Origin of the sequence: Nonomuraea sp. PA05, assembly GCF_008086045.1 — a bacterium.
Taxonomy (GTDB): domain Bacteria; phylum Actinomycetota; class Actinomycetes; order Streptosporangiales; family Streptosporangiaceae; genus Nonomuraea; species Nonomuraea monospora.
This window is the reverse complement of sequence record NZ_VSEY01000050.1, coordinates 50,344-68,278: the sequence shown is the minus strand read 5'-3', so window position 1 is coordinate 68,278 and position 17,935 is coordinate 50,344. Positions and strand designations below refer to the sequence as shown.

Below are 17,935 nucleotides of genomic sequence, written 5' to 3'. Positions count from 1 at the left end.
GTGAGGTCCCGTGTCTGACGAAGTGCTCGTTGAAGAGTCCGGCAATGTGGCGATTCTCACCATCAACCGTCCCCAGGCGCGCAACGCCATCAACGGGGCGGTGGCGAGGGGTGTCGCCGAGGCGCTCGACACGCTGGACGCCCGTCCTGACATTTCCGCGTACGTCCTGACCGGCGCGGGCGGCACGTTCTCCTCCGGCATGGACCTCAAGGGGTTCCTGTCCGGCGACTTCCCGGTCGTCAAGGGCCGCGGGTTCGGCGGGCTGACCGAGGCGCCGCCGAAGAAGCCGCTGGTGGCCGCGGTCGAGGGGTACGCGCTGGCGGGCGGGTTCGAGCTGGCGCTGGCCTGCGACGTCATCGTGGCCTCCTCGGCCTCGAAGTTCGGCCTGCCCGAGCCCAAGCGCGGGCTGGTGGCGGGCGCGGGCGGGATCATGCGGCTGCCGCGCCGCATCCCGTACCACGTGGCCATGGAGATGGCGCTGACCGGCGACCACTACGAGGCCGCGCGCCTGTACGAGCTGGGCCTGGTCAACCGGATCACCGAGCCCGGCGCGGCCCTGGAGGGCGCGCTGGAGCTGGCCAGGAAGATCGCCGCCAACGCCCCGCTGGCGCTCTCCGCGACCAAGAAGATCGTCATCGAGTCGCAGGACTGGTCGCTGGAGGAGATGTTCGAGAAGCAGGCCACGATCATCAACCCGGTCTTCGGTTCGAAGGACGCCATGGAGGGCGCCGCCGCTTTCGCCGAGAAGCGCGCGCCCCAGTGGAAGGGCGAATGACCGTTCCCCTCCCGTCTCCCTCAAGGAACGGGAGGGGGCTCCTTTAGCGCGCGCATAGCTCCGCCTGGATACGGTAAAGAAAGAGGAGACAAGTTACCGGGAGAGCGCATGAGCGACTATTCGGGTTCCAGGTACGAATCGGCCAAGCGCGGCGCCGGGGCGCTCCTCTCCGGCGCGCTCAGCGCGTTGCTCATCGTGGTCGGCATGGTCGCGGTGATGTGGGTGGTCGAGGGCGTCGACTTCTTCGTGGACGGTGCGCTCGACTACCAGTTCGGCATCGTCGGCTGGGATCCCGAAGGCCTGGTGGGCATCCTCTTCGCGCCCTTCCTGCACGGCGGATTCGGCCACCTGATGGCCAACTCGGTGCCGCTGCTGGTGCTGGGCTTCCTGGCCGGGCTGCGTGACGTGCGCAAGTTCCTCTGGGCCACCGTGCTGATCATCTTCATCGGCGGCCTCGGCACCTGGGCGACCAGCCCCATGGTCCTGACGATCGGGGCGAGCGGGCTGGTGTTCGGCTACTTCGGCTACATCCTGGCCCGTGGCCTGTTCGACCGCAGGCTCCTCGACATCGTCATCGGCATCGGCGTGGGCGTCGCGTACTGGGGGATCCTGGCGGGGCTGCTGCCGAACCAGCAGGGCATCTCCTGGCAGGGGCACCTGTTCGGGCTCATCGGCGGCGTGGTGGCCGCCTGGGTGCTGCGGCGCAGGCGGCGCGAGGTGGCGCCGGCCAACCCGTACTCGTTCTGATAAGAAATGTCCAACTTTCTCCCTGCGTCGGGTCCTTAGCCCGAACGAGGGCATGCGTCGGTCAGAGCTGCTGAAGGACGGGAGCGCTGACCATGTCGAACAAGATGCGCATTGCCTTTGCCCTGCTCGCGGGGTACTTCCTCGGCCGGCGCCGCAAGCTGCGGATGGCCGCGGCGCTGGCCGCCGCGGGGCTGGCCGGTCGGGCGCGCGGCGGCAAGGGCGTCGCCGGTGGCGTCGGCCTGCTGTCGCAGGGGATCAAGGGGCTCACCTCGTCCGCGGACGTGGCGCCGATCGTGGACCGCCTGCGTGGTGATCTCCTGAACGTCGGCAAGGCGGCGGCGGTGGCCGCGGCCGGCAGGCAGATCGACTCCCTGAGCGACAAGCTGCACGAGCGCGCCGAGGCGCTGCGGTCGCCGGGGGAGCAGCCCGGCGACGACGCTGATCAGGCGGACGCTCCCGAGGACGCCCAGGACGCCCAGAACGCCCAGGACGCGCAGGACGCGCAGGACTCGCGGGACGAGCCTGAGGACGACGCCGCTGAGGACCAGGGTCAGGAACCGGAAGATCGCGAGAGGCCACAGCGGCGGCCGCGCGTGCTGCGGCGGACCCACCGGGCTGTGAGGGGGAGCACCCATGGCTGAGGCAGAACCGGGGCGCGTCAGGAGGGCGGCCCACGTGGCCGGCCGGGCCGGGACGGGAACCGCCAGGAAGGCGGCGGGCGCGGGCAGGCGCCTGGCCGCCGCGGCGAGGCGCACGGAGGACCGGCCGGACCCTGCGGCGAAGAACGAGGACCCGCCGGACCGTGCGGCGAAGAACGAGGACCGGCCGGATCGGGCGGCGAAGAACGAGGACCCGCCGGACCGGGCGGCGAAGAACGAGCAACTGGATCCGAAGCAGCCGGATCCCGCGTCTTCGGACGACACCGGCGGAGGCGTGCTCGGCACGGCGAAGCAGGCCGCCGGCGGGCTGGCAGGCGCCGCGAAGGGCACCACGCGAGCGGTCGCGGGAGTGGCGAAGGAGGCCGGGCAGGAGATCGTCAAGAACCTGCCCACGGACCGGCTCAAGCAGGAGGCGCAGAACCTGCTGCACGCCGCGGCAGGCCGCGCGCTGGCCCGCGCGGAGGACAAGCTCGAAGGGCTGACCGGCCGGCTGTCCGAATACGCCGAGGGCAAGGGTTCCAGCCTCCTGGGCGCGGTGACCGGCTCCGGCGGCGGCGGCGGTTCCGGTGTGGTGAGCGGAGCCATCAAGGGGGGTCTCACCGGCGGCCTCAAGGGGGGCCTGAAGGGCTTGATGAAGAAGCTCACCGGCAAGGGCGACAAGGGCAACCGGAAGATCACCAACATCATCGAGGCGATCGACATCGGTGCTCCCCGCCGCCTGGTCTACAACCAGTGGACCCAGTTCGAGGACTTCCCGTCCTTCATGAAGAAGGTCGAGAACGTCAAACGGGAGTCGGACCAGGACTCGACCTGGAAGGCCCAGGTGTTCTGGTCGCACAGGAACTGGAAGGCGCACATCGTCGAGCAGATCCCCGACCAGCGCATCATCTGGCGCTCCGAGGGCCCGAAGGGGTTCGTCGACGGCGCGGTGACCTTCCACGAGATCACCGATGACCTCACCCGCGTCCTGGTGGTGCTCGAGTACCACCCGCAGGGCCTGTTCGAGAAGACCGGCAATCTGTGGCGCGCCCAGGGGCGCCGCGCCCGGCTGGAGCTCAAGCACTTCAGGCGGCACGTGACGGCGCACCTCCTGCTGCATCCCGACGACGTCGGTGACGGCTGGCGCGGCGAGATCCGCGACGGCGAGGTCGTCAAGGATCACGAGACGGCGATGGAGGAGGAGCGCGCCGCCGAGGAGGAGCCGGAGGACGAGGAGCCGGAGGACGAGGAGTACGAGGAGGAGCCCGAAGAGGAGGAGCCAGAAGAGGAGGAGCCAGAAGAGGAGGAGGACGAGTACGAGGAGGAGCCGGAGGAAGAGGAAGAGGAGGAGCCCGCCCCCCGGCCCAGGACCCGCCGCTAGAGGTGGGAGCGCGTGTGCTCGGCCGGTGACGTGGCCAGCAGCCGGTCGATGTAGGCCAGCCCGATCGCCGAGACCACGAACGCCAGGTGCATCACCGTCTGCCACATGATCTTGTCGTTGGGCGTCGTCTGCGCCCGGATGAAGGTCTGCAGCAGGTGCACCGACGAGATGCCGATGATGGCCGTGGCCAGCTTGACCTTCAGCACGTTCGCGTTGACGTGGGAGAGCCACTCGGGCTCGTCCGGGTGGTCGTTGAGGTCGATGCGGGAGACGAACGTCTCGTAGCCCCCGATGATCACCATGATCAGCAGGTTCGAGATCATCACCACGTCGATGAGCGCCAGCACCGTGAGCATGACCACGACCTCGCGGGAGGGCGTCCCCGCGACCGGAGCGGCGTGCAGGAACACGGTCTCGATGAGGTGCCACAACTCCAGCGCGAACTGGTACACGTACACGGCCTGGGCCACGATGAGGCCCAGGTAGAGCGGCACCTGGAGCCAGCGGCTGGCGAACATCAGGTAACCGAGGCTCTTCGGCCGGGCGGTCCCCGGGCCGAATGCGGGATTGGGGGGCAAGGAGGTTTCCTACGTGTCGAACCGGAGGGGAAGCACGGCGGCCAGCACCGGCGGGGCCGCCGGTGCTGGCCGGGTTCGCGTAACGCGTGGAGGCTGACTAGAGGCGCTCGACCACGTAGTCGACGCAGGTCGTCAGGGCCTCGATGTCGGCCGGGTCGACGGCGGGGAACATCGCGACGCGCAGCTGGTTGCGGCCCAGCTTGCGGTAGGGCTCGGTGTCGACGATGTCGTTGGCGCGCAGCACCTTGGCCACGGCCGCGGCGTCGACGGAGTCGGCGAAGTCGATCGTGCCGACCACCTGGGAGCGGAACTCGGGAGCGGCGAACGGCGTGGCGTAGGCCGACTTCTCCGCCCAGGTGTAGAGGCGCTGGCTGGACTCGCCCGTGCGGGCGGTGGTCCAGGCGAGGCCGCCGTTGCCGTTCATCCAGTCGAGCTGGTCGGCCAGCAGGAAGAGCGTGGCCACCGCCGGGGTGTTGTAGGTCTGGTCCTTGGCGGAGTTGTCGATCGCGACCGGCAGGCTGAAGAACTCGGGCACGTACCGGCCGATCGCGGCGATCTCCTCGACCCTGGCCAGGGCGCGCGGCGACATGATCGCGATCCACAGGCCGCCGTCGGAGGCGAAGCTCTTCTGCGGCGCGAAGTAGTAGACGTCGGTCTCGGCGAGGTCGACGGGCAGGCCGCCGGCGCCGGAGGTGGCGTCCACGAGCACCAGCGAGTCGTCGGAGCCGACGCGCTTGATCGGCATGGCCACGCCGGTCGAGGTCTCGTTGTGGGTGAGCGCGTAGACGTCGACGCCGTCCTCGGCGACGGCCTCGGGGTGGGTGCCCACCTCGGACTTGATGACGCTCGGCTCGCCCAGCCAGGGCGCCTTCTTGGCGACGGTGGCGAACTTCGAGGAGAACTCGCCGAACGACAGGTGCTGGGACTTCTCGCGGATCAGCCCGAAGGCGGCGATGTCCCAGAACGCGGTGGTGCCGCCGTTGCCCAGCACCACCTGGTAGCCCTCCGGCAGCGAGAACAGGTCGGCGAGACCGGAGCGCACGCGGCCGACCAGGTTCTTGACCGGCTTCTGGCGGTGCGAGGTGCCCATGAGGCTCGCGCCGGAGGCGGCGAGCGCGGCCAGTTGCTCGGTGCGAACCTTCGAGGGCCCGCAGCCGAAGCGGCCGTCGGCGGGCTTGATGTCAGCGGGAATAACGATGTCAGCCACGTAACGGAGCCTACCGACCTGCGCCGACTGGCTCGCACTCGGTCCGGACTTTGAGACCGGTGAAACTTTCACCGCACGTGCCAGGTCAGCGGTTCGTGTCTGACCGGAAACTTGACGAAACGTCCGGCAGATCTCACTTTCCAGGCAAGCCGCAAGAGGCGTTGATGGCCATGGAAGACGCTGACGTCCTCACCGCCAGAGAGCTGGAGATCCTCTCCCTGACCGGTTCAGGTCACAGTGCTCAGGAGATCGCCGACCTGCTGCGGCTCTCCCGCTGCGCGGTGGAGAACCACCGGCGGCGCATCTACCGCAAGCTCGGCGTGGCGGGTCAGGGACAGGCCGTCTTCCGCGGCCTCGGCCTGCTGGAACCCGACGGCGCGCCGGCGGTGGAGCGGGCAGGGGGCAGGGAGCTGGTCGTCGTGCACGCCAGGTGCCCGATCGCCGGCGAGGTGGTGACGCGGGCGGTGATCGGCGCGGGGCGGGCGCTGGCGGCCGTGCGCGGTCCGCTGCCGTACGACGAGGAGATGCAGGCCAACCGGCTCACGGCGGTGCTCGTGGACCCCGTCGCGGACGACTGGGCGCTGCCGGGACGTCTCGGGGCCCGCGCGATCGCCGTGCCGTCCGCGCCGCCCGGGCCGTGCACGGTGACCGACGCGGTGGCGCGGGGCGCGTACGCGGTGCTGTGGCTGGGGGACGTGCCCGGCCACCTGTGCGCGGTGCTGGACCTGGTGGCGGCGGAGTACCTGGTGGTCGGGGCGGGCATGGTGCAGCGGTTCGGCCCCGCGCCGCGGCTCACCGAGCGCGAGGCCGAGGTGCTGGCCTCCATCGCGCGCGGCGACACCATCAAGCTGACCGCCCGCCTGCTGGGCATCGCGGGCAAGACCGTGGAGAGCACCAGGGCCAGGCTGTTCGTGAAGCTCGGCGCGCGCAACCGGTCGGAGGCGCTGACGAACGCGTACCGCGCGGGGCTCCTGCCGCCGGGGCCGCCGAGCGGGCGGCCCCGGCGCAGGTTCACTGGCCGCGGCTCGTCGGATCGACCCGGGCGAAAGTGAGCAGATCAACCATCCTGAAGTCGCCCGACGGGCCCGAGCGGCGCGGCAGCGTGGGCCGCCAGGACGGGTTGCTGTTGAGGAACGAGCCGGGATCGAGCTGCAGCAGCCCGATGAAGACCTCGCCCACGATCCGCGCGCCCACCCCGGCCAGCCTGAGGCCGCCGGCGAGCACCTCGGCCTCCTTGAGCACGTAGTACCAGAGCGGGGTGCTGGCGGGCAGCCCGTGCCCGATCGACTGCAGCTCGGGGAAGTGCTGCGCCTCCAGGGCCTGCACGCCGATGGCGCGCGCGATGTTCTGCCCGGACGGCAGCGACCAGGTGATGTGCCGCAGCAGGTTGCGCGCGGCCAGCGAGGTGGGCGGGTCCGCGGACGGGATCGCGGCCAGCGGCAGGTTGAACAGCGGCGTGGACAGCTTGGAGTCGATGCGCTTGTTCGGCCGCACCTCGCCGTCGCCGAAGTCGAAGAACGTCTGCCAGCCGATGAACCGCCTGGGCGCCCTGGCGCCGCCGCGCAGGTCCACCGGGTCGGCCTGGCCCTGGCCCGCGGGGTCGAAGATGAAGCCGAAGAACGGCGTGCCGTCGGCGTTGCCCGCCAGGTTCGCCCGGTACGACGGCCGTACCATGCTGTGCCCGAACCGGTAGGCCGCGCCCTGGAACTCGACGGGGATGAACTGCTGCCCGGCGACCGGGCGGTAGAAGCGGCGCCCGTTCGTCAGGATGTCGTTGACGACGCTCTGACCGATGATCTGCGGCAGGAACTCCCTGAGCACCAGCCACTGGTAGTGCCACCTGACCTGCTGCCTGGCGGCCTCGAACACGTTGCCCTGCTGCCCCGACGCCCGCAGGTGGTCCACCACCCGGTTGTGGAAGCGCAGGAACGCGGCGTGCAGGCCGCTGATCATCAGGTTCTCGTCGTTGCGGGGGTCGGGGATGATCGCCGAGCGGTTCGCCCTGCGCGGCACGTCCTCGAACCGGCCGCCGCTCTCCACCCGGAGCTTGGCGGTGTCGGCGGGGTCGTAGAACTGCGGGTCGGCCGACGGGCCCCGGCCGTACACGGTGTCCAGGTCGAAGTCGGGCGTCCTGGCGTTGGGCGACTGCTCGGGCGCGGTCGGCACGCCGAGCGGTGACTCCTGGTCGAAGGTCATGTCGTGGTCGATGAACTGGCCGAAGAACGTCGTACCGGCCGTGTGGGTGGCGTTGTCGAGGTTGTTCGGGCTCAGCTCCGGGTTGGTGATCAGCCGGATCGGGCCCTCCTGCAGCGGGTCCCTGGCGTCGATCAGGCCGCCGGGGCGGCCCATCTCCATCAGGGCGGTGCGCAGGGAGGGGGCGTTGAGGTCGGCGAACGGGGCCAGGTTGAAGACCCGTCCGAAGCGGTCGGGGGAGGTGGCCAGGCCGCCCGCCTGGGCGGTGACGACCTTCGCGAGGGCCTCCGCGGGGGTGAGCGTCAGGGCGGCGGCTCCGGCTCCAACGCCGGTGAGGAAGCCGCGCCTGGTTAAACCTGATGTGGGCTCGTCCTTGGCCATGACGTGCCTCCTTACTGACCTCGCACCGGAGGAGGGCAGGCGTGCGCAGCCGTCAGCTACCTGCTCGTGGGAGGCCTGGGGGGTATCTGCCGTAAGGCTGAGCCCTTGACTGGAACGGGTCAAGGAACCACTTTCCCCTAGGGTCTTTCGTCCCCGGGAACGCGAAACGGCTACCGCCACGGCAGGTGCCGTGCGGTAGCCGCAACACGGAAATTCAGTACTTGCCGACGACCTCGTCGGCGCCCGCCAGCTCGCTGAGCGGGCGCGAGGTGGGGCCGGTGTAGATGGCGCTCGGGCGGACCAGCCTGCCCGTGCGCTTCTGCTCCAGGATGTGCGCGGCCCAGCCGGCCGTGCGCGCGCAGGTGAACATCGAGGTGAACATGTGGGAGGGCACCTCGGCGAAGTCCAGCACCACGGCGGCCCAGTACTCCACGTTCGTGGCCAGCACGCGGTCCGGCTTGCGGGCGTGCAGCTCCTCCAGCGCGGCCTGCTCCAGCGCGGCGGCGACCTCGTAGCGGGGCGCGTCGAGCTCCTTGGCCGTACGCCGCAGCACGCGGGCGCGCGGGTCCTCGGCGCGGTAGACGCGGTGGCCGAAGCCCATGAGACGGTTGCCCTTGTCGAGCTCGCTCTGGACGTACTTCTTGGCGTCGCCGAGCTGCTCGACGCCCTCGATCATGTGCAGGACGCGCGCGGGCGCGCCGCCGTGCAGCGGGCCGGACATGGCGCCCACGGCACCGGAGAGCGCGGCGGCCACGTCGGCGCCGGTGGAGGCGATGACGCGGGCGGTGAACGTCGAGGCGTTCATGCCGTGCTCGGCGGCGGAGGTCCAGTAGGCGTCGATGGCCTTGACGTGCTTGGGATCAGGCTCACCGCGCCAGCGGATCATGAAGCGCTCGACGATGGTCTTGGCCTCGTCGACCTTGCTCTGCGGCACCATCGGCAGGCCGAGGCCGCGCGCGGACTGCGCCACGAACGACAGGGCCATGACGGAGGCGCGGGCGAGCTGGTCGCGGGCCTCCTCGTCGCTGATGTCGAGCAGCGGCTTGAAGCCGTAGGCAGGGGCCAGCATCGCCAGCGCGCTCTGCACGTCTACACGGATGTCACCGGAGTGGACAGGAATGGGGTACGGCTCCGCCGGGGGCAGGCCCGGCTGGAACTGATTGTCGACCAGCAGGCCCCATACGTGCCCGAACGGGACACGGCCGACCAGCTCTTCGATGTCGACGCCCCGGTATCGAAGGGCGCCCCCTTCTTTGTCCGGTTCCGCGATCTCGGTCTCGAAAGCTACGACGCCTTCGAGTCCGGGTTTGAAGTCGGACATACTCGGCCGCCTCCCCTTCTGTTGCCATGTTTGGGCAATGCCTTGATGTCGAGATACCGGCGGGTCAATTTAACCCCCTCCCAGCTCATGCTCGGTCTTGGGGCACGCCAAAAGGCCAAACCCGCTGGTCGGGGGCGGTGCATGGGATCTACCACGCAAGCGCGCAAGAATATCGTCTCGTGGATGCCACCCCGCGCCCGCCCACGCTGGCGGGGCTTCGCCGTACGTACGAGGGCGAGCCGTTGCTCGAATCAGACCTCGCGTCCGACCCCATCGCGCAGTTCACCACCTGGTTCCAGGACGCGCTCGACGCCGGCCTGCCGGAACCCAACGCCATGATCCTGGCCACCGCCTCGGCCGGCGGCCGTCCGAGCGCCAGGACGGTCCTGCTCAAGGGCTACGACGAACGCGGATTCGTCTTCTACACCAACTACGAGTCGCGCAAGGGCCGCGACCTGGGCGAGAACCCGCGTGCCTCGCTGCTGTTCCCCTGGCACCCGATGCGCCGCCAGGTGCGCGTCGAGGGGACTGTGACGAGGATCTCCCACGCGGAGACGGCCGAGTACTTCGACTCGCGCCCGTACGGCTCGCGCGTCGGCGCCTGGGCGTCGCGGCAGTCGGCGGTCGTGCGTTCCAGGGAAGAGCTGGACGCCCGGTATGAGGAGATAGCCGCCCGATGGCCGGAAGATCCGCCAGTGCCGGAGTTCTGGGGCGGTTTCCGGGTCGCGCCGATCGAGGTGGAGTTCTGGCAGGGGCAGCTCGATCGGATGCACGATCGGTTGCGTTACAGGCGGACGCGACCCGGGTGGGTCCTGGAGAGACTTGCCCCTTAATGTTCGTTAAGTGGCATTCGGGGATCTGGTCAAGCGTCATCTCGTAGACACCCGGCCGCTGGGCGTTCCCGCGTACCGGCGGATCTGGCTGGGCCAGGCAGTGTCGCACGTCGGCGTCGGCGTGACCGTCGTGGCGGTCGGGCAGCAGGTCTACGAGATCACCGGGTCGTCGTTCTACGTCGGCCTGATCGGCATCGCCAACCTGATCCCGCTGATCGTCTTCGGCCTGTGGGGCGGCGCCGTCGCCGACGCCGTCGACCGGCGCAAGCTGCTCATCGTCGGCTCGCTGATCGCCTGGGCCGCCACGCTGTTCATCCTCGTCCAGGCGCTGCTCGGGCTGAACAACGTCTATCTGATCTTCCTCGCGGTCGCGCTGAACTCCACCGGCTTCGCCATCACCGGGCCGACCAGGGGCGCGATCATCCCCAGGATCCTCGACGCGGAGCTCGTCCCGTCGGCGAACGCGCTCAACTCGCTCGTCTACAGCATGGGCGCGGTCCTCGGGCCGATGGTCGGCGGGGTGGCGATGTCGTACGGCGGGTTCGCGTGGGCGTACGCGGTGGACGCCGTCCTGTTCACCGCGAACCTCTACGCGGCGCTCAGACTGCCCTCACTGCCTCCGCTGGGCGAGGTGCAACGTCCGGGGGCCAGGGCCGTCCTGGACGGGCTCAGCTTCATCGTCAGGACCCCCGTGCTGCTGATGTCGTTCGTCGTGGACATCATCGCGATGGTGTTCGCCATGCCACGGGCGCTCTTCCCCGAGCTGACCGCCGAGCGCTTCGGCGGTGACCTGCTCGCTCTCGGCTGGATGAACTCGGCCATGGCCATCGGCGCCGTGGCCGGCGCCCTGTTCTCGGGGTGGGTGGGCCGGGTCTCGCGGCAGGGGGTGGCGCTGTCGATCGTCATCGCCGTGTGGGGGCTGGCCGTGGCCGCCGCCGGGCTCGTCCACGATCTGTGGCTGCTGGTGCTGTTCATGGCCATCGGCGGGGTGGCGGACGTGATCTCGTCGGTGTGGCGGCAGTCGATACTCCAGCTCTACGCGCCCGACGAGATGCGGGGGCGGATGCAGGGGGCGTTCATGGTGGTCGTGGCGGGCGGGCCGCGCCTGGGCGACCTGCGGGCCGGAGCCACGGCCACGGCGTTCGGGCTGACCGGGGCGTGGGTGGGCGGCGGGCTGGCCTGTGCCGTCACCGTGCTGGTCGTCGGGCTGTCCGTCGCGGGCTTCCGCAACTACCGGGCCGGTTCGTCCGCCGTGCCTCTCAAGGACCGCGCCCCGGGCTGACGCTCAGGCGACGCGGGCCGCCGCCTGGAGGTCGGCCAGGAAGCCCGCGTACGCCGCGTCCCTGTCGGGCGCCCGCAGCACCGCTGACGGGTGGATGGTCGCCACCGCCAGCGCATCACCGAGCGGCACCGCCTCACCGCGATGCCGCGTCACCTTGAACGAGCGCCCCAGCAGCGACCGCGCGGCCGTCGCCCCGAGCACCACGACCACCTCGGGCCGGACCGCGGCCAGTTCGGCGTCGAGCCAAGGCCGGCAGGCGTCTATCTCCGAAGCCGTGGGTTTCTGATGAATCCGTCTTTTCCCCCGAGGCGTGAAAGAGAAGTGCTTGACGGCGTTCGTGAGGTAGACGTCGTCTCGCTGGATTCCCGCCTCCTGCAACCCCTTGTCCAATATGCGCCCCGCCGGGCCCACGAACGGGTGCCCCTGGCGGTCCTCCTGGTCTCCCGGCTGCTCGCCGACGAGCATGAATCTCGCCTGCCGCGGGCCCTCCCCGAACACCGTTCGCGTGGCGTTCCTGTACAGGTCACAGCCCTCGCAGCAGGCCGCCGCGGTGCGCAGCGAGTCAAGATCGAGACGGTCGGGAAGGAACTCGGCCGCCCCATTGTTGCCGTCCTTAACCATGGTCGGTCGTTCTCCCAATAGGGTTCCCTGTGACTCCTGTGCCCGCAGCGGGCGGGCTCAGTCCCACGACCGGCGTATACCATTCACTTGGGAGGAGCCTTGACCGCACACGGCTTGATCGACACCACGGAGATGTATCTCCGTACCATCTACGAGCTTGAAGAAGAGGGCATCGTCCCGCTGCGCGCGCGCATCGCCGAGCGCCTGCAGCAGAGCGGCCCCACTGTGAGCCAGACCGTGGCACGCATGGAGCGCGACGGGCTCGTCCGCGTCGAGGGTGACCGCCACCTGTCGATGACGGAGCTCGGCCGCACGCTCGCCACGCGGGTGATGCGCAAGCACCGCCTCGCCGAGTGTCTGCTCACGCAGGTCATCGGCCTCCCTTGGGAAGAGGTGCACATCGAGGCGTGCCGCTGGGAGCATGTCATGTCGGAGTCCGTGGAGTCGCGTCTGGTGACGCTGCTCGACAACCCGACCGTGTGTCCCCATGGCAACCCCATTCCCGGGCTCGCCGAGCTGGGCGCCAGGGAGCCGGTGGAGAGCGCTGACGACGTGCTGACGACCATGTGCGACCTCGCCGGCACACGCGACACACCGGTAGTCGTGCGTCGAATTAGCGAACAAGTGCAAAGCGATCCTGCTGTGATGCTTAAACTCAAGCAAGTTGGGATACAACCCGGACGCGAGGTGACGCTCGCGGCGAGCGACGACGGTGTACGGGTGACAGGTGACGGTGACGCGAAGGATACTCCCGCGGAGCTTCCGCGCGATGTCGCCGCGCACGTTTTTGTCTCCAAGCGCTGACGCGCGCGCGACTACTTGGTTGAATCCCTCCTGGGAGGCCCTCCACTCTCCCCTGGCCAAGACTGTTGCAGGAGCGCCCGTGGTCCGCTTTGCATACCAGCCACTGCGAGGAGTGGTCTTCGGATGAAGCGATGGGGGGATCTGTCACAAGAAGCGGCTGATCACCTTGCTGCCGGGTCCGTGCTCGACCACGCCGAAATGGCCGTGGTCGTCACCGACCGTTTCAGCAATCTCCTCTATTGGAATCCATTCGCCGAGAAACTCTTCGGCCGTCAGGGTAAGTCGCCTTCGCGTGACTCGTCCGTCCTGTCCCTCGGGATCATGGAGAAGGACCACCCGATGGCGATCGAGCTCGCCAAGCACGTGCTCAAGGGCGGCGTCTGGGAAGGCACGTTCGACGTCAGGCGCGGCGACGGCACGATCGTCTATGTGCGTGCGCAGGCCGTGCCGCTGCGTCCAGCCTCGGGCGCGGTGACAGGGATCGTCATCACCGCCCGTGAGGCGCTGCGCAGCAACGAGCGGGAGAAGGACCGCTTCGGGCTGCTGGAGCGCATCGGCGAGCGGCTGGCGGGCTCCCTCTACGTCGAGGAGACGCTCAAGCGCGTCGCCGAGATGCTCGTCCCCCAGTTCGCCGACCACTGCTTCATCGAGTTGATGGAGGGCGACAGGCTCGTCCGCAGGGTCTCGCAGCACGTACAGGGGTGGACGCCCCCGTCGGGAACATGGAAGCCGGTGGGCGCGGAGATCCGCTACCCCTCCGGCCACTACGCTGACACCGCCTTCCGCCGCCAGGAGACGATCCTGGTGGAGGACTTCGCCACCAACCGCAGCCCCGCCCCCCACGAGAACAGCGCGCGCCTGTGCGGCGAGATCGGCATGACCTCCGCCATCGTCGCGCCGCTGCTGGTGCGGGGGGAGACGCTCGGGCTGATGTACCTCGGGCTGTCCAACCTCACCGACCGCCGCAGCCCCCACTACGACGCCTTCGACCGCGACTTCGTCGGCGCCATCGCCACCCGGGTCGCGCTCGCGATCGACAACGCGCTGCTGTTCGAGGAGGAGCGTCACACGGCTGAGTCGTTCCAGAAGTACCTGCTGCCCCGGGCGCTTCCGCAGCTCGACGGCCTGCAGATCGCCGTGCGCTACTACCCGGCCGCCCCGCTCGCCTCCCACGGGCAGGGCATCCAGACCCAGGTCGGCGGCGACTGGTACGACGTCATCCCGCTGTCCGCCGGCCGCGTCGGCATCGTCATCGGCGACGTCGAGGGCAGGGGCGCCAAGGCCGCCGCCATCATGGGCCAGCTCAGGGCCGCGCTGCGGGCCTTCGCCCAGGACGACAAGTCGCCGGCCGACATCCTGGCCAGGCTCGACGAGTGGACCCGCATCATCGCCACCCCCGAGCAGGACGACAACGGCACCGACGTCAGCGTCCCGCCCATCGTCACCTGCCAGTACCTCGTCTACGACGCCTGGTCCCGCCAGCTCTCCTTCGCCAACGCCGGCCACGCCGCGCCGCTGCTGCTGGTCGACGGGCAGTGCGTGGAGCTCGACATCGAGGAGGTCGGCCAGCCGCTCGGGGTGCGCGCCAAGGGCCTGCACGCCGACCTGGTCTACAAGGAGGAGACGCGTACGCTGCCGCCGGGCGCGGCGCTGCTCCTCTACACCGACGGCCTGGTCGACCGCCGCCCCGGCCGCGACGGCCGGATGCCGACCGAGGCCGAGACGCTGGGCGTGCTCTGCGAGAAGCTCGCCAAGATGTCCGACGCCGAGGTCGAGCGCATCGCCGACGCCGCGACCGTCGCGGTGCCCGGCGAGATCGACGACGACATGGCCATCCTCGTGGTCCGCTCAAGCGACGTGAACCTCGACGTGGAGTCCCGCACGTTCCCCGCCCAGCCCATCATGGTCGGCGAGGCGCGCCGGATGGCCGCCGAGGCGTTCGCGAGCTGGAACGTGCCCGAGGAGCGTGCCGAGCTCGCCTGCCTGCTCGTCTCCGAGGTCGTCACCAACGTGGTGCTGCACGCCGCCACCGCCGGGGTGCCGCGCAGAGAGCTGGTCGTGGAGGGGCCGCCGCTGCCGTTCGAGGAGTCCTGGGACATGCCGGGCTTCGAGGACGAAGTCGTCGGCGACAAGGAGTTCACGCTGCGCCTGCGCAGGGGCGAAGAGGCCGTCTGGGTCGAGGTCTTCGACCAGGACCTGCGCCTGCCCCGCATCCGCAGCGCCGGCGAGAACGACGAGGGCGGGCGCGGCCTCTACCTGGTCGACCAGCTCGCCAGGCGCTGGGGGTCGCGTCCCACCAGGGAAGGCAAAGCCGTCTGGTTCGAGATTCCCACCCGTGGCCGCTGAGTGATTCACTGGCGGCCATGGAGCTGGCCTTCGAACGCCGGGGCACCGGCACGCCACTGATCCTCATCCACGGCATCGGCCACCACTGGCAGGGCTGGCTGCCGGTCCTCGACCGGCTCGCCGCCGCGCACACCGTGTACGCGGTCGACCTGCCCGGCTTCGGCGTATCGCCCGAGCTGCCGCCCGGCGTCCCGTACACCGCCGAGTCGCTGGCCGACGCGATCGAGTCGTTCTGCGCCAGGCTCGCCATCCGCGACCCTCTTGTCGCCGGTAACTCCCTAGGTGGTTACATCGCCCTGGAGCTGGCCTCACGTGGCGTCGTACGCGCCGCCACCGCGCTGTCCCCGATCTCCTTCTGGTCCCGCGCGGAGCTCCTCTACTGCCAGGCGATGCTGCGCGTCATGCGCGCCTCCGCCCGCTCCATGCCCCTCGAACAACTCGAGAACCCCTACGTGCGTACGGTCTCGGCCGGGCTCCTCGTCGCCCGCCCCGCCAGGCTCGACCCGACCGCCCTGATGGCCGCCACCCAGGCCCTGGGCGCGGCGCCCGGCTTCGAGGAGACGCTGGAGTCGTTCGGCGGGCTCATGCCGCCGGCGCCGCCCAAGTCGCCGATCACCATCGCGTGGGGCGAGCACGACCGGTTGCTGTTGCGCCGCCAGGCCGTGCGGGCGGCTCGGTGGTCGGGGCAGCGGGTGAAGCTGATGAAGGGGTGCGGGCACGTGCCGATGAGTGACGATCCTGAGCTGATCGCGCGCGTCATCCTGGGGTCGTGAGCCGGCCGCGTCAGCGTCCGGCGGCCGGTGCCGACCCGTGGAGCGCGTGGTCCACCAGGCGTTCCACGATCGAGTCGTCGAAGGGCACCCGGAGCACGAGCAGCCGGTGGTAGCAGGCGCCCCAGAGCTGGTCCACGATGATGTCGAGGTCCGCGTCCGCGCGTAGCTGGCCCTGCTCCTGGGCGCGCCGCAGCCGTTGCCGGGCGAGCTCGCGCCGGGGGAGCGCGTAGCTCTCCGACCAGGCATGGGCAAGGACCGGGTCCATCTGGGCGGCGCCCACGATCTCGGACATGGGCTTGTCCGCGCCGTCGTCCTTCAACCAGCGGACGAACGCGCGGAGCTGGCTGATCAGGTCGGCGCGCAGGTCGCCGGTGTCAGGGAACTCCAGCGCGCGCTCGCTGCGGGCGAAGTACGCCTCGGCCGCGAGCACCCCCGGCGACGGCCACCACTTGTAAAGGGTCGTCTTGCTCGACCCCGCCTCCATCGCGACGCGGTCGAACGTGACCGCCTGCATGCCGTCGCGCAGCAGGATGCGCCCGGCCGCCGCGAGCACCGCGGCGCGCACCTCCGCGGCCGGGCGGCGGCCTCGCCCGCGCCGGCCGGAGGCCGCCTCCTCATTTGTGGACACATTGTTCATTTCCGTGCTACCTTCTCATATGGACGGATCGTTCATATCTTATCGGAGGTCAGGCCATGACGGACAACGCGGAGCGGGTCGCGCTCATCACCGGCGCGTCCGGTGGCATCGGCAGGGCGAGCGCCGAACGTCTCGCCGCCGACGGCTTCGCCGTCGTCGTGCACTACTCAGGCGGCAAGGAACGCGCCCAGGACACGGCGGACGCGGTGCGGCGCGCCGGCGGCCGGGCCGTCGTCGCGAGCGGGGACGTGGCGGACGAGACGGCCATGGCCGCCGCGTTCGACCTGGCCGAGCGCGAGTTCGGCGGGCTCGACGTCGTCGTGCACACCGCGGGCATCATGCCGCTGGCCCCCATCGCGCAGATGGATCTCGACACCTTCGACCGCGTCCAGCGCACCAACGTGCGCGGGACGTTCGTCGTCGACCAGCTCGCCGCCCGGCGGGTGCGCGACGGAGGCGCGATCATCAACTTCTCCACCTCGGTCACCCGGCTGCAACTGCCGGCCTACGGCGCGTACGCCGCGTCCAAGGGCGCCGTCGAGGCGCTGACGCTGATCCTGGCGCGTGAGCTGCACGGCCGGGACATCACGGTCAACGCCGTCGCGCCCGGGCCCACCGCCACCCCCTTGTTCTTCGAGGGCAAGAGCCAGGAGGTGATCGACCGGATCGCCGCGTCGAACCCGATGGAGCGGCTCGGCACCCCGCAGGACGTCGCCGAGACCGTCGCCTTCCTGGCCGGGCCTGGGCGCTGGGTGAACGGCCAGGTCCTGTACGTCAACGGCGGAGCGGCGTGATGATCACGGTGATCACTGGGGCGGCCACCGGCATCGGACGCCGCACGGCCGAGACCCTCGCCGCGGCGGGGCACACCGTCTACGCGACGATGCGCGGGTTCCACGGGCGAGCGCCCGATCGCCACCATCCACCCTGACGAGGCCAGCCCGTCCGGCGTCGCGTACGCCGAGGGGTCGCTGTGGATCGGCGCCCTGGGCGGCCGGCGCCTCTGGCAGTTGCCCGTCAACTGCGCCGCCGCGGTGACCGACCCCATCGAGCACTTCGCCGGCGACTACGGGCGGATCCGTACCGTGGAGGTGGCTCCGGACGGGGCGCTGTGGCTCGTCACCTCGAACACCGACCGCGCCACCTGGGGCGGCACCGCACCGCGTCCGGGCGATGACCGCATACTGCGCGTCGAGGTGAACGCCTAGATCTTGGTCTGGCCCCAGAGCAGCAACATGACCAGCACGAACACGATCACCACACCGGCATAACCGATCGGCCCGAGGCGGATCGCCCGGCGCACGCGGTTGAGCAGCCAGGCGAACAGCAACGCCAGAAAAATCAGGAGGATCAGGCCGCTGTCCATATCGTCCAGTATGCGGCCCGGCCGGGGCGTCCGCGCGGAACCGGCCCACCCG

At 70.2% G+C, this 17,935-nt stretch carries 20 protein-coding genes; 13 read left to right on the top strand and 7 right to left on the bottom strand.

Annotated features, from left to right (window positions below; translation table 11 throughout):
• The first annotated feature begins 10 nt into the window (after positions 1-10).
• The 4 genes from FXF51_RS50900 to FXF51_RS50885 all read left to right on the top strand — a co-directional run bounded on the left by FXF51_RS50900 (position 11) and on the right by FXF51_RS50885 (position 3,541).
• Complete coding sequence (locus FXF51_RS50900; RefSeq protein WP_148442053.1) at positions 11-775, top strand: crotonase/enoyl-CoA hydratase family protein; 765 nt, start codon at positions 11-13, stop codon at positions 773-775.
• A gap of 108 nt (positions 776-883) precedes the next feature.
• A complete protein-coding gene (locus FXF51_RS50895; protein ID WP_148442052.1) occupies positions 884-1,522 on the top strand; it encodes a rhomboid family intramembrane serine protease in 639 nt (212 codons plus the stop codon).
• Between the two features lie 92 nt (positions 1,523-1,614).
• The gene (locus FXF51_RS50890; protein ID WP_187415021.1) at positions 1,615-2,163 is read left to right on the top strand and encodes a hypothetical protein; all 549 of its coding nucleotides are present in this window, start codon (positions 1,615-1,617) and stop codon (positions 2,161-2,163) included.
• A complete protein-coding gene (locus FXF51_RS50885; RefSeq protein WP_222871831.1) occupies positions 2,156-3,541 on the top strand; it encodes an SRPBCC family protein in 1,386 nt (461 codons plus the stop codon). The genes FXF51_RS50890 and FXF51_RS50885 overlap by 8 nt, the downstream gene beginning before the upstream one ends.
• Here FXF51_RS50885 and FXF51_RS50880 read toward each other — a convergent pair.
• Positions 3,538-4,119 carry a TIGR00645 family protein gene (locus FXF51_RS50880; protein WP_262380431.1) on the bottom strand — a complete coding sequence of 194 codons (582 nt, stop codon included), beginning with the start codon at positions 4,117-4,119 and terminating at the stop codon, positions 3,538-3,540. The two genes, FXF51_RS50885 and FXF51_RS50880, sit on opposite strands and share 4 nt — an antisense overlap.
• 97 nt (positions 4,120-4,216) lie before the next feature.
• On the bottom strand, positions 4,217-5,326 hold the full coding sequence (gene serC / locus FXF51_RS50875; RefSeq protein WP_148442050.1) for a phosphoserine transaminase: 1,110 nt from the start codon (positions 5,324-5,326) through the stop codon (positions 4,217-4,219).
• A 170-nt stretch (positions 5,327-5,496) separates the two neighbouring features.
• Here serC and FXF51_RS50870 point away from each other — a divergent pair, with 170 nt between their 5' ends.
• Positions 5,497-6,378: a LuxR C-terminal-related transcriptional regulator gene (locus FXF51_RS50870; protein ID WP_262380430.1), complete on the top strand. Its 882-nt coding sequence runs from the start codon at positions 5,497-5,499 to the stop codon at positions 6,376-6,378.
• Here FXF51_RS50870 and FXF51_RS50865 read toward each other — a convergent pair.
• Both FXF51_RS50865 and FXF51_RS50860 read right to left on the bottom strand, forming a co-directional pair.
• Positions 6,338-7,900, bottom strand: a complete 1,563-nt coding sequence (locus FXF51_RS50865) for a peroxidase family protein (RefSeq protein ID WP_148442087.1) — start codon at positions 7,898-7,900, stop codon at positions 6,338-6,340. The genes FXF51_RS50870 and FXF51_RS50865 overlap by 41 nt on opposite strands.
• A gap of 214 nt (positions 7,901-8,114) precedes the next feature.
• Complete coding sequence (locus FXF51_RS50860) at positions 8,115-9,221, bottom strand: citrate synthase 2 (RefSeq protein ID WP_148442048.1); 1,107 nt, start codon at positions 9,219-9,221, stop codon at positions 8,115-8,117.
• A 179-nt stretch (positions 9,222-9,400) separates the two neighbouring features.
• Here FXF51_RS50860 and pdxH point away from each other — a divergent pair, with 179 nt between their 5' ends.
• Together pdxH and FXF51_RS50850 are read left to right on the top strand one after the other, a co-directional pair.
• Positions 9,401-10,054: a pyridoxamine 5'-phosphate oxidase gene (gene pdxH, locus FXF51_RS50855; RefSeq protein WP_148442047.1), complete on the top strand. Its 654-nt coding sequence runs from the start codon at positions 9,401-9,403 to the stop codon at positions 10,052-10,054.
• Positions 10,055-10,064: 10 nt separating this feature from the next.
• Positions 10,065-11,336, top strand: a complete 1,272-nt coding sequence (locus FXF51_RS50850) for an MFS transporter (protein ID WP_148442046.1) — start codon at positions 10,065-10,067, stop codon at positions 11,334-11,336.
• A gap of 3 nt (positions 11,337-11,339) precedes the next feature.
• Here the strand turns inward: FXF51_RS50850 and FXF51_RS50845 are convergent, their stop codons facing one another.
• Complete coding sequence (locus FXF51_RS50845; protein WP_148442045.1) at positions 11,340-11,957, bottom strand: UdgX family uracil-DNA binding protein; 618 nt, start codon at positions 11,955-11,957, stop codon at positions 11,340-11,342.
• Positions 11,958-12,056: 99 nt separating this feature from the next.
• Here FXF51_RS50845 and FXF51_RS50840 point away from each other — a divergent pair, with 99 nt between their 5' ends.
• The 3 genes from FXF51_RS50840 (at position 12,057) to FXF51_RS50830 (ending at position 15,880) form a co-directional block, all read left to right on the top strand.
• Positions 12,057-12,761, top strand: a complete 705-nt coding sequence (locus tag FXF51_RS50840; RefSeq protein WP_148442044.1) for a metal-dependent transcriptional regulator — start codon at positions 12,057-12,059, stop codon at positions 12,759-12,761.
• A 123-nt stretch (positions 12,762-12,884) separates the two neighbouring features.
• Positions 12,885-15,107, top strand: a complete 2,223-nt coding sequence (locus FXF51_RS50835; RefSeq protein ID WP_148442043.1) for a SpoIIE family protein phosphatase — start codon at positions 12,885-12,887, stop codon at positions 15,105-15,107.
• A gap of 17 nt (positions 15,108-15,124) precedes the next feature.
• On the top strand, positions 15,125-15,880 hold the full coding sequence (locus FXF51_RS50830; RefSeq protein WP_148442042.1) for an alpha/beta fold hydrolase: 756 nt from the start codon (positions 15,125-15,127) through the stop codon (positions 15,878-15,880).
• Between the two features lie 10 nt (positions 15,881-15,890).
• Here FXF51_RS50830 and FXF51_RS50825 read toward each other — a convergent pair whose 3' ends face one another.
• Positions 15,891-16,517, bottom strand: a complete 627-nt coding sequence (locus FXF51_RS50825; RefSeq protein ID WP_148442041.1) for a TetR/AcrR family transcriptional regulator — start codon at positions 16,515-16,517, stop codon at positions 15,891-15,893.
• Positions 16,518-16,573: 56 nt separating this feature from the next.
• Between FXF51_RS50825 and FXF51_RS50820 the strand changes: the two genes are divergently transcribed.
• The 3 genes from FXF51_RS50820 to FXF51_RS63250 are packed head-to-tail and all read left to right on the top strand — an operon-like array spanning position 16,574 to position 17,725.
• Positions 16,574-17,311: an SDR family oxidoreductase gene (locus tag FXF51_RS50820; protein ID WP_148442040.1), complete on the top strand. Its 738-nt coding sequence runs from the start codon at positions 16,574-16,576 to the stop codon at positions 17,309-17,311.
• Entirely contained in the window at positions 17,311-17,448 is a 138-nt protein-coding gene (locus FXF51_RS63255) for an SDR family NAD(P)-dependent oxidoreductase (RefSeq protein WP_262380429.1), read from the top strand. Before FXF51_RS50820 ends, FXF51_RS63255 begins: the two co-directional genes overlap by 1 nt.
• Positions 17,429-17,725: a PQQ-dependent sugar dehydrogenase gene (locus FXF51_RS63250; RefSeq protein ID WP_316247678.1), complete on the top strand. Its 297-nt coding sequence runs from the start codon at positions 17,429-17,431 to the stop codon at positions 17,723-17,725. The genes FXF51_RS63255 and FXF51_RS63250 overlap by 20 nt, the downstream gene beginning before the upstream one ends.
• Here FXF51_RS63250 and FXF51_RS61405 read toward each other — a convergent pair.
• Positions 17,722-17,883 carry a hypothetical protein gene (locus tag FXF51_RS61405; protein ID WP_187415020.1) on the bottom strand — a complete coding sequence of 54 codons (162 nt, stop codon included), beginning with the start codon at positions 17,881-17,883 and terminating at the stop codon, positions 17,722-17,724. The genes FXF51_RS63250 and FXF51_RS61405 overlap by 4 nt on opposite strands.
• Positions 17,884-17,935 lie beyond the last annotated feature (52 nt).